At 64.0% G+C, this 9,977-nt stretch carries 9 protein-coding genes; 5 read left to right on the top strand and 4 right to left on the bottom strand.

Annotated elements, in window-relative coordinates:
• Window positions 1-20: 20 nt before the first annotated feature.
• Both ABIC03_RS13975 and ABIC03_RS13980 read right to left on the bottom strand, forming a co-directional pair.
• Complete coding sequence (locus ABIC03_RS13975; protein WP_354058736.1) at window positions 21-1,031, bottom strand: alpha/beta fold hydrolase; 1,011 nt, start codon at window positions 1,029-1,031, stop codon at window positions 21-23.
• Window positions 1,032-1,207: 176 nt separating this feature from the next.
• Entirely contained in the window at window positions 1,208-1,906 is a 699-nt protein-coding gene (locus ABIC03_RS13980; protein ID WP_354058737.1) for a metalloregulator ArsR/SmtB family transcription factor, read from the bottom strand.
• 194 nt (window positions 1,907-2,100) lie between these two features.
• Here ABIC03_RS13980 and ABIC03_RS13985 point away from each other — a divergent pair, with 194 nt between their 5' ends.
• The 3 genes from ABIC03_RS13985 to ABIC03_RS13995 are packed head-to-tail and all read left to right on the top strand — an operon-like array spanning window position 2,101 to window position 3,658.
• On the top strand, window positions 2,101-2,409 hold the full coding sequence (locus ABIC03_RS13985) for an NIPSNAP family protein (RefSeq protein ID WP_063995954.1): 309 nt from the start codon (window positions 2,101-2,103) through the stop codon (window positions 2,407-2,409).
• 37 nt (window positions 2,410-2,446) lie between these two features.
• Window positions 2,447-2,797, top strand: a complete 351-nt coding sequence (locus tag ABIC03_RS13990; RefSeq protein WP_007603077.1) for an antibiotic biosynthesis monooxygenase family protein — start codon at window positions 2,447-2,449, stop codon at window positions 2,795-2,797.
• A gap of 51 nt (window positions 2,798-2,848) precedes the next feature.
• A complete protein-coding gene (locus ABIC03_RS13995; RefSeq protein ID WP_354058738.1) occupies window positions 2,849-3,658 on the top strand; it encodes an isocitrate lyase/PEP mutase family protein in 810 nt (269 codons plus the stop codon).
• A 58-nt stretch (window positions 3,659-3,716) separates the two neighbouring features.
• On the opposite strand, the gene ABIC03_RS14000 is transcribed toward ABIC03_RS13995, so the two are convergent.
• Window positions 3,717-4,109 (bottom strand): hypothetical protein, encoded by a 393-nt coding sequence (locus tag ABIC03_RS14000; RefSeq protein WP_354058739.1) that lies wholly within the window; start codon window positions 4,107-4,109, stop codon window positions 3,717-3,719.
• 164 nt (window positions 4,110-4,273) lie between these two features.
• Here ABIC03_RS14000 and ABIC03_RS14005 point away from each other — a divergent pair, with 164 nt between their 5' ends.
• Window positions 4,274-4,924 (top strand): trimeric intracellular cation channel family protein, encoded by a 651-nt coding sequence (locus ABIC03_RS14005; RefSeq protein WP_354058740.1) that lies wholly within the window; start codon window positions 4,274-4,276, stop codon window positions 4,922-4,924.
• 1 nt (window position 4,925) lies between these two features.
• On the opposite strand, the gene ABIC03_RS14010 is transcribed toward ABIC03_RS14005, so the two are convergent.
• Window positions 4,926-6,152 (bottom strand): c-type cytochrome, encoded by a 1,227-nt coding sequence (locus ABIC03_RS14010; RefSeq protein ID WP_354058741.1) that lies wholly within the window; start codon window positions 6,150-6,152, stop codon window positions 4,926-4,928.
• A 280-nt stretch (window positions 6,153-6,432) separates the two neighbouring features.
• Between ABIC03_RS14010 and ABIC03_RS14015 the strand changes: the two genes are divergently transcribed.
• Window positions 6,433-9,924, top strand: coding sequence for an indolepyruvate ferredoxin oxidoreductase family protein (locus ABIC03_RS14015; protein WP_354058742.1), 3,492 nt, complete (start codon window positions 6,433-6,435; stop codon window positions 9,922-9,924).
• Window positions 9,925-9,977: the final 53 nt, after the last annotated feature.

The following is a 9,977-nucleotide window of genomic DNA, read 5'->3' on the forward strand; positions in this document are numbered from 1 at the left end:
TCCGGACGACAGCAATGTCGTTAGCGGCCGAGAAAGCCCAGGACCAGCTCCTTGTACTTCTCAGGCGCCTCCAGGAAGACGAGATGGCCGGTGTCCGGGATCACCTCGGCCCGCGCATTCGGCATCTTCGCCGCGAGCGCCTTCGCGAGCTCGGCGTTCTCTCCCATTTTCGCGCGCAGCGCCTCCGGCGCGTTCGGTCGGCCCGGTGCGTTGTGGTCGTCGGCACCCATGATGAACAGCGTCGGCTCGGTGATCAGTGCGATCTCGTGCGCCACCGGCTCGCGATAGATCATCTGGCCGGAACTAACGAAGGCGCGCAGCCAGCGCGGATAGTCCGGGCTGCCCTTGATATTGAAGCGGGCATCAATGAACGGCGTGATCGCCTCCGCCGGCAGCTTGATCGCATAATTGGTCTGGAGCTGCTTGCGATAGCCATCGGCCGTGAGTTTGTCCTCGGTCTCGATGATCTTCTCGGTCGGTGTCGGCGGCACATAGAGGCGGTAGTCTTCCAGCCCAATCGGAGCCGTCAGAACAAGGTGGGCGACGCGGTTGCGAAAGGCCCGGGCGATGCGGACGCCCAGCATGCCGCCGAGCGAATGGGCGACGATCTCGGCCTTGTGGATCTTGAGGTGATCGAGCAGCGCGATGGTGTTGCGCGCCAGATTGTCGAAATGCAATTCGCCCGTCGGCTTGGAGGATTTGCCGAAGCCGATCTGGTCGGGCACCACGACGCGGAAGCCGGCCTCGCTCAGCATCTTGATAACAGGCGCCCAGTAGCTCGACGGGAAATTGCGCCCGTGCAGCAGCACCACGGTGCGGCCGTTCGGCTGCGCAGCCGGCACGTCCATATAGGCCATGCTGAGCTGCTCGCCGTCATTGGTCAGCGGCAGCAGGTGCACGGGATAAGGATAGGCAAAGCCTTCGAGCGCGACGCCGTAAGGCTCGCGCGGGGCGGTGTCGGCGGCTTGGGATGTAAGAGGAGCGAAGAAGAGGAGAGCGGCGCAGAGGGCAGCCGGGAGGAAGCGGTTCATTGAGGTCTCTGGTTGGGACTGAGGTGCTCGACACAATCTCCGTCATGCCCGGGCAAAAGCGCGAAGCGCATCTTCGCGCAGACGTCCCGGGCATCCACGTGGCAGCCGCAGTAAAGACGTGGATGGCCGGGTCAAGCCCGGCCATGACGAGATCCTCAGTTCACACGGAGTTGTGTTTAGTCCCGCCCGTCACCGAACAACACGGCAAACTGCTTCTCGCCGGTGCGCGTAAAATTCACCACGCGGCTGCCGGGCGTGGCGTCGCGGGCGGCCCATTTCAGCTCGGCAAAACGCTGCATCATGGCGGCGCCGAGCGTGCCGGCGAGATGATGGCGCCGCTCGCTCCAGTCGAGACAGGCCTTGCAGACCGGCCGGCGCGGATGGGCGAGCATGTCGGGCGAGATCTGCAAATGCTTCGCCAGGAAGCGCTCGCCCTCGGCCGTCAGCTCGATCTCCTGCTTCTTCTGCCTGACCAGGTTTTTCGCACGCAGGGTGTCGAGCATCTGCACGCCGAGATCGCCGGCGAGATGGTCGTAGCAGATCCGCGCACGCCGCAGCGCCGGATCCTTCGGCCCGGTGCGCACGCGCATATGGCCGGTCCGCGCGGCGAGGCCCGCAAGGCCCTCCAGCACACCGGCGACATCGTCGTCGGTGAGGCGGTAGTAGCGATGGCGGCCCTGCTTCTCCGGCTCGATCAGGCCACCGGCCTCGAGCTTGGATAGATGCGAGCTCGCGGTCTGCGGCGTGATGCCGGCCTCCTGCGCCAGCTCGCTCGCGGTGAGCGCGCGGCCGTTCATCAGCGCCGTGAGCATGTTGGCGCGTGCGGGATCGCCGACGAGCGAGGCGATCATGGCGATGTCTGGACCTGATTTCATGCTTCGATGGTAGCCGAAGCATTGCGGTGGGGCAAGCGCGTAGCGTGGTGTTGCTCGTCATTGCGAGGAGCCCGTGACAAAATTGCGAAGCAATTTTGCACTGGCGACGAAGCAATCCAGGCTGCCTCCGCAGAGGGATTCCTGGATTGCTTCGCTGCGCTCGCAATGACGGTGTGGAACCAGAGGAGCCCATCATGTCCATCACCGTCTTCATCCGCTACCAGCTCGATCCTTTCAAGCGCGCGCAGTTCGAGGAATATTCGAAGCGCTGGCTCACCATCATCCCGAAATGCGGCGGCGATCTGATCGGCTATTTCATGCCGCACGAGGGCACCAACAACATCGCGTTTGCGCTGATCACCTTCGAGAGTCTGGCTGCGTATGAGGCCTATCGCGCCCGGCTGCGTCAGGATACGGAAGGCATGGCGAACTTCCACTTCGCCGAGGAGCACAAATTCATCCTCGCGGAAGAGCGCACGTTTCTGCGCCAAGTGGTTTTGTAAGTGGTATTGTAGGCTATCAACGACAGGAGAGATGCCCATGATCGCCGTGATCTTTGAGGTCTGGCCGAAGCCGGAACACCGCCAGGATTATTTCGACCTCGCGGCCGACCTCAAGCCGATCCTGCAAACCATCGACGGCTTCATCTCGGTCGAGCGTTTCGAGAGCCTGACCGACAAGGGCAAGATTTTGTCGGTGTCGTTCTGGCGGGACGAGGCGGCCGTGCAAGCCTGGCGCAACACGATGGAGCATCGCCGCACGCAGGCCAAGGGCCGCGCGAAGATCTTCGCCGACTATCATTTGCGTATCGCCAGCGTTATCCGCGACTACAGCATGAATGATCGCGAGCAGGCGCCGAAGGATAGCCGCGCGGTGCACGACGCGCACTAGCGCGCGCGGCGGCAAGTCCCCATGTCTGCGCGGCCAACAAGGGAGAGAAACATGCATGTGACAACTGCTGACAAGCGCGCGACCTTCAGGAAGATGCACGAGAGCGGCTGCTTCATCCTGCCCAATCCGGTCGACGTCGGCAGCGCGAAAGCGTTGCAGCATCTCGGTTTCAAGGCACTCGCGTCGTCGAGTGCGGGCTTTGCCTGGACCATCGGCAAGGCCGACAACCACGTCTCCGTCGAGGACGTCTGTCAGCATCTGGCGGCATTGAGCACGTCCGTCGATATCCCCGTAAACGCGGATTTCGAGGGCGGCTTTGCGGTCGAGCCGGACAAGGTCGTGGACAATGTCGAGCGCTGTGTGCGCACCGGCGTTGCCGGCCTGTCGATCGAGGATTCCACCGGCGACAAGGACAAGCCGATCTACGAGCGCACGCTCGCAGTCGAGCGCATCAAGGCGTCACGCAAGGCGATCGGCGACAGCGGCGTGCTCTTGGTCGGCCGCTGCGAGGCGTATCTGTGGGGCGTGACCGACCTCAAGCTCGTCATCGACCGGCTCACCGCTTACGCCGATGCCGGCGCCGATTGCCTTTACGCGCCGGGCCTGAAGAGCCGCGAGGACATCGCCGCGGTGGTGAAGGCTGTCGCACCCAAACCGTTCAACCTGCTGATCGGCGGCTCCGGGCTGTCGTTGCAGGAAGCTGCCGATCTTGGCGTGCGCAGGATCAGCGTCGGCGGTTCGCTCGCTCGCGCCGCCTGGGGCGGCTTCATGCGGGCCGCGAAAGAAATGGCGGAGAAGGGCACCTTCGCGGAACTCGCGGGCGGCTATCCCGGCGGCGAGCTCAACAGGATGTTCAGCTAGAGACAAATGAAAACGGCGGGATGATAATCCCGCCGTTGTCGCATATTGTTGCAAATCGTTACTTCGCGCCCTCAGTCGGGGCCGGCGTATCCGGGGCCGGCTTGCTCGGCGCGGCGCCCGTGGTCACGCCGGGCCCGGTGTTGGTGCGCGGCGTCACGTCACGCATGCCGGGAGGTGCGGCCGGATTGGTAGCTGGCGCCTGCTGGGCGGTCTGCGTTGCCGGCGTGGTGCTCGCCTGGTTGCCGGTGTTCGTGTTGTTCAGGCCGTAGAACACGGCACCCAGCACCAAGGCAATTGCCACTGCGAACAGGGCTACCTTGCCGCTGGAGGCGGGGCCTTCGCCAAGCTCAGGGTCGACCTGAAGCTGAGCATCCCGTCGCGCCGCATTGCGATACTCATCATCGGCGAGATTCGGGCGGTACGGATCGTTCGTAAAACGGTCGTCAGCCATCGATTGGTTCTCCTCGATTATTGCGGCGGGACAACCCGTGGATGCGAGATTCTGTTCCCCCCTCCTTAATGCTTTCGTCGCATGTTGCGCCCGCAGCGTGAATCGGGAACCTGTTCGCCGGGGAACCTGAAGCGTAAGCTCCGCTGACGGAAGGGGATAGAACGATGTGGAGCTTGCCGCCGAGCGATAGCGTGCTGCATCTGTTGTCGCTGGTCGCGGTCGCCGCGCAAGGCATGACCGCCGCGCTCGCGGCCGGCCGCCGCAGCATGGACTGGCTCGGCGTCTGCTTCCTCGGCTGCATCACGGCGCTCGGCGGCGGCACCTTGCGCGATCTCTTCCTAGGGCATTATCCGCTGGCCTGGGTGCAGAATCCCATCTACCTCGCGCTGGCCGGCGGCGCCGCCTTCCTCACCATCCTGATGGCACGGCTGGCGCACCGGCTGAAACTGGCCTTCATCGTGCTCGACGCCATCGGCCTCGTCGTCTTCACCATGACCGGCTGCGACATCGCCTGGCAGATGGATGCCACGCTGCCGATCGTCATCGTCTCCGGCATGGTGACCGGTTGCGCCGGCGGCGTGTTGCGGGACGTGCTCTGCAACGACGTGCCGCTGCTGTTTCGCTCCGAGCTCTATGCCAGCGTTTCCGTGGTGACGGGGCTGTTCTATGCCACCGCGTTCGGTCTCAAGCTGAACGCCGAGCTCTGGACCATTTTGACGTTCGCCCTCGGCATCAGCTTCCGCCTGCTGGCAGTGCGCTACAAATGGGAGATGCCGAAATTCGTGTTCACGGAAGAGGAGGAGCGGGAGCCTTGAGTTACGGCTCCTGCTTCCGCGCCCTCGCCACCTGCGCCGGCGTCACCAGCGGCGCGGCGTTGCCCCAGGAATTGCGGATGTAGTTCGTCACCGCCGCGACCTCTTGGTCGGACAGCTGGTTGGAATAGGCCGGCATCTCCCCCGTATTGGGCGCGCGTGGCGTGGTCACAGTGTGGGCGCCGTCGAGGATGATGCGCAAGGTCGAGGACGGATTGACCGATTGCAGCAGCGCGTTGGCAGGCAGCGGCGGATAGATGCGCGGTGCGCCTGTGCCGTCGGCCTCATGGCAGGCGATGCAGAGCTTGGCGTAGACGGCTTGGCCGGCCTTCATCTCGGCATCGTCAGGCGGCGTCACGATCGTCTCACGCCGTGCCGGCGGCAGGTTTTTCAGGTAAACCGCGATCGCGCGCACGTCGGCATCGCTCATCTTCGAGGTCGAGTTGACGACCACCTCCGCCATCAGGCCGCTGGCATGGCTCCTGGCGTTGCGCCCACTCTGCAGATATTCCGTGACGTCCTCGACGCTCCACGATTTCAGCCCGGTGCGGGCGGCGCCATCGAGCCGTGGCGCGTACCAGCCGCCGACCTCGTTGCCCGCGAGTGCCTGCGCCTGCTTGTCCGCGCCAAAATAGTTCTTCGGCGTGTGGCAGGCGCCGCAATGACCGAGCCCGGTGACGAGATAGCCGCCCCGATTCCACGCCGCGCTCTGGCTCTGGTCCGGCTCGAACAGGCCGGGTTTGAAATAGACCATGTTCCAGATCCGCATCAGGCCGCGATAGCCAAACGGCCAGCGTAGCTCCGGCGGCTTGTTGCGGCTGCTGACGGCCGCGAGCGTTCCGAGATAGGCCCGGATCGCCAGCGTGTCGTCCTTCGTCATCCGCGTGAAATACGGGTAGGGGAACGCCGGGTAATAATTGGAGCCGTCGGGCGCGACGCCGGTGCGCACGGCGCGGGTGAAGTCGGCGTCGGTCCAGGCGCCGATGCCGGTGTCGCGGTCCGGCGTCAGGTTCGGGGCATAGATCGCGCCGAAGGGAGTGGCGATGCGCTTTCCACCCGCGAACGGTGTGGCGGGATCGGCGGTGTGGCAGCCAGCGCAGTCGCCGGCCTCCACCAGCGCCTTGCCGTAGGCGATCAGCTCCGGTGACGGCTCGGCAGCGACGGCCGCGCTCCCAACCGCACTGCACAACGCCAGACCCACGAGAGCCAGCCCAGCCAGAATCGTTCGCATCGAAAGCCTCTCCTGCGACCCATCGACGCCGTCCCGGATGACGGGGCGTCAATTCGTTGCGCGACGGCGGGGGTATGGTGACACAAAATGAAAATCGCGGATGCCAATGCAGCCACGAAATTGCGATTTTTACCCGGCGCTGCCTTTGGTCCAGAATTGTGATGCGGAGCGTGAAATATCCGACATAGAGTGGCGGAAATGGTCGGCGCGCCCTAGCTAAAAACAACGGGCAGGCAACGGCTTAAGCAGCCAAGCGCTCAAAAGGGCGGAAGAGGACATAATGGGCATCAACCAGGGTCCGATCAGTCTCGATCAGAAATACACCCAGGACACCGGACATATTTTCACGACCGGCATTCAAGCCCTGGTCCGCCTGCCGATGGCCCAGATCCGGCGCGACCGTGCCGCGGGGCTGAACACCGCGGGCTTCATCTCCGGCTATCGCGGCTCGCCGCTCGGCGGCTATGACCAGCAGCTCTTCGCCGCGCGCAAGCATCTCGAGCAATACAACATCAAGTTTCAGCCCGGCGTGAACGAGGATCTGGCCGCCACCGCGGTCTGGGGCTCGCAGCAGCTCAACCTCTCGCCCGGCGCCAAGTATGACGGCGTGGTCGGCATCTGGTACGGCAAGGGTCCCGGCGTCGATCGCTGCGGCGACGTCTTCCGCCACGGCAATGCCGCGGGCTCCGCCAAGAACGGTGGCGTCTTGTGTCTCGCCGGCGACGATCATGGTGCAAAGTCCTCGACGGTCCCGCATCAATCCGACCACGCCTTCATGTCGGCGCTGATGCCCTATCTCTACCCATCGAGCGTCCACGAGATGATCGAGATGGGTCTTCTGGGTATCGCGATGTCGCGCTACTCGGGCTGCTGGGTCGGCATGAAGGTGATCACCGAGACGGTGGAGACCACCGCCGAGATCGATCTCACCGACGAGATGACGCCGTTCGTGATCCCGACCGATTTCGAGATGCCCGAAGGTGGCCTCAATCTGCGCTGGCCCGACGACCGCTTCGCCCAGGACCGCCGCCTGCAGGACTACAAGGGCTTTGCCGCGATCGCCTTTGCGCGCGCCAACAAGGTCAATCGTGTCACGATGGATTCGCCGAACGCCCGCTACGGCATCATGGCGTCCGGGAAGAGCTACGAGGATATCCGGCAGGCGCTGCGCGAGCTCGGCATCACGCCCGAGGTCGCCGCCAAGATCGGACTTCGATTGTACAAGATCGGCATGCCCTGGCCTCTGGAGCCGGAAGGCGTCAGGCAATTCGCTGTAGGCCTCGAGGAAATCTTCATCATCGAAGAGCGCCGCGAGATCGTCGAAAATCAAGTGAAACAGGAGCTGTTCAACTGGCGCGACGATGTCCGTCCCCGCATCATCGGCAAGATGGACGATCACGACAAGCGCTTCCTGCCCTTTGCCGAAGAACTCAGCGTCGCCTCACTGGCGAGCTCGCTGACCGAGCGCCTGCTTCGACTTGATCTCAATCCCGAAATTGCAACGATGCTGCGCGCCAAGGCCGATTGGTTCAACGGCCGCCAGGCGTCGCAAATGCAGGCGACCGCGCCTGTCGCCCGCACCCCGTATTTCTGCTCCGGCTGCCCGCACAACACATCGACCAAGGTGCCCGAAGGCAGTCGCGCCTTTGCCGGCATCGGTTGCCATTTCATGGCACTGTGGATGGATCGCTCCACCGAGACCTTCACACACATGGGCGGCGAGGGTGTGCCGTGGGTCGGCGTTGCCCCCTTCACCAAGGAAGAGCACGTGTTCGCCAATCTCGGCGACGGCACGTATTTCCACTCCGGCAGCCTCGCGATCCGCCAGGCGATCGCCTCCGGCGCCAACATCACCTACAAGATCCTCTATAACGACGCGACCGCGATGACCGGCGGCCAGCATGTCGACGGTGAATTGTCGCCGCAGCAGATCACCTTCCAGCTTCACAGCGAAGGCATCCGCGAGATCTATCTGGTCTCGGAAAATCCCGACGCCTATCCGGCGAACGAGATCGCGCCCGGCGTCAAGACCGCGCATCGTGACGAGCTCGACGCGGTTCAGAAAACCCTGCGCAAGGTCAAGGGCGCGTCCGCGATCGTCTTCGTGCAGACTTGCGCCGCCGAGAAGCGTCGCCGCCGCAAGCGCGGCACGATGGAGGATCCGGCGCGCCGTGTGCTCATCAATCCGGCGGTGTGTGAAGGCTGCGGCGATTGTTCGGTGCAATCGAACTGCATTTCGGTCGAGCCGCTGGAGACCGAGTTCGGTCGCAAGCGCGCCATCAACCAGTCGACCTGCAACAAGGATTATTCCTGCGTCAAAGGCTTTTGCCCGTCCTTCGTCACGGTCGACGGCGGCAAGATGCGCAAGCGCGCGCCTGCGGGCGTCGGCGATATCGGCGATCTGCCTGAGCCGGCATCGCGCCCCAACCTGGACAAGCCCTACAACATTGCGGTCGGCGGCGTCGGCGGGACCGGCGTGCTGACGATCGGCGCGCTGCTCGGCATGGCCGCCCATATCGAAGGCAAGGCCTCGATGATCCTCGATATGTCGGGCCTGGCGCAAAAGGGTGGAGCGGTGCTGAGCCACGTCCGCCTATCCGATCATCCGGCCGAGGTGACCTGCTCGCGCATCGTCACCGGCACCGCCGACGTCGTGCTCGCAGCGGATGAGGTGGTCGCGGTCGCCAAGGACACCATCTCGCTCTGCGATAGCAGCCGCACCCACGGCATCATCAACAGCCACGTCATTCCCACCGCCGACTTCGTCCTCAACCGCGACTTCAATTTCCAGACCCGCAAGTTGAACGGATTGCTGGAGACCGCGCTACATGAGGACTCGGTGTTTTTCGACTTCACCAAGCCGGCCGAACAGCTGCTCGGCGACAGCATCGCCACCAACATGATGATGATGGGCTACGCCTATCAGAAGGGCTTGCTGCCGTTGTCGGCGGAGTCGATCGAGCAGGCGATCGAGGTCAACGGTGTCTCGATCAAGATGAACAAGGAAGCCTTCCGGCTCGGCCGCCTCGCGGTCGCCGATCCCCAGCGCCTCGCAGGCATGCTCAAGGGAACGGATGAGGCCGTGGCGCCCAGGACCCTGGACGCCATGACGCTCGACGAACTCGTCGAGCACCGCGCAAAACACCTCACCGCCTATCAGAACGGCCGCTTGGCCAAGCGCTACCGCAAGCTGGTGGACCAGGTCAGCGACGCCGCCAGGCAGGGCGGCTACGACGAGGCGCTGACGCGCGCCGTAGCGGTCAACTACGCAAAACTGCTGGCCTACAAGGACGAATACGAAGTCGCGCGCCTTTACACCGACGGCGCGTTCGAAAAGCAGCTTCGCGACCACTTCGAAGGCGACTTCAAGTTCAGTTTCAACCTGGCCCCGCCGATTCTCAGCAGGGGCGTCGATGCGCTCGGTCGTCCGAAGAAGCGCGCGTTCGGCCCGTGGATGCTTCCGGTGTTTCGTGTGCTAGCAAAATTCAAGTTCCTGCGCGGCACGCCGCTCGACATCTTCGGTCGCAGTGCGGACCGCAAGCTCGAACGCGATCTGATCGCCGGCTACGAGAAGGACGTCGCCACCGTGCTCAGCCTGCTGTCGCCGCTCACGATCGACACCGCGGTGGAGCTGCTGTCGTTGCCCGACCGCATCCGTGGCTACGGCCCGGTCAAGGAGAAGGCCGTCGCGGACGCCAAGGCCCGCTACGCCCAGCTCGCCGCCGATTTGGCGAACCCGCCGCCCGCGCCGAGGCAGATCGCGGCGGAGTAGAATTTGTGGGGTGGGCTCGCTAATCCACCCTACAAATTCCTGTTTGAAATCAA

Source organism: Bradyrhizobium sp. RT6a (assembly GCF_040547675.1).
Classification (GTDB): domain Bacteria; phylum Pseudomonadota; class Alphaproteobacteria; order Rhizobiales; family Xanthobacteraceae; genus Bradyrhizobium.

What these genes read in the sequence shown, in the direction of transcription:
- ABIC03_RS14015 (WP_354058742.1), top strand. Translation starts at nt 6,433, where the DNA reads ATGGGCATCAACCAGGGTCCGATCAGTCTCGATCAGAAATACACCCAG.
- ABIC03_RS14010 (WP_354058741.1), bottom strand. Translation starts at nt 6,152, where the DNA reads ATGCGAACGATTCTGGCTGGGCTGGCTCTCGTGGGTCTGGCGTTGTGC.
- ABIC03_RS13995 (WP_354058738.1), top strand. Translation starts at nt 2,849, where the DNA reads ATGCATGTGACAACTGCTGACAAGCGCGCGACCTTCAGGAAGATGCAC.
- ABIC03_RS13990 (WP_007603077.1), top strand. Translation starts at nt 2,447, where the DNA reads ATGATCGCCGTGATCTTTGAGGTCTGGCCGAAGCCGGAACACCGCCAG.
- ABIC03_RS13975 (WP_354058736.1), bottom strand. Translation starts at nt 1,031, where the DNA reads ATGAACCGCTTCCTCCCGGCTGCCCTCTGCGCCGCTCTCCTCTTCTTC.
- ABIC03_RS14005 (WP_354058740.1), top strand. Translation starts at nt 4,274, where the DNA reads ATGTGGAGCTTGCCGCCGAGCGATAGCGTGCTGCATCTGTTGTCGCTG.
- ABIC03_RS14000 (WP_354058739.1), bottom strand. Translation starts at nt 4,109, where the DNA reads ATGGCTGACGACCGTTTTACGAACGATCCGTACCGCCCGAATCTCGCC.
- ABIC03_RS13980 (WP_354058737.1), bottom strand. Translation starts at nt 1,906, where the DNA reads ATGAAATCAGGTCCAGACATCGCCATGATCGCCTCGCTCGTCGGCGAT.
- ABIC03_RS13985 (WP_063995954.1), top strand. Translation starts at nt 2,101, where the DNA reads ATGTCCATCACCGTCTTCATCCGCTACCAGCTCGATCCTTTCAAGCGC.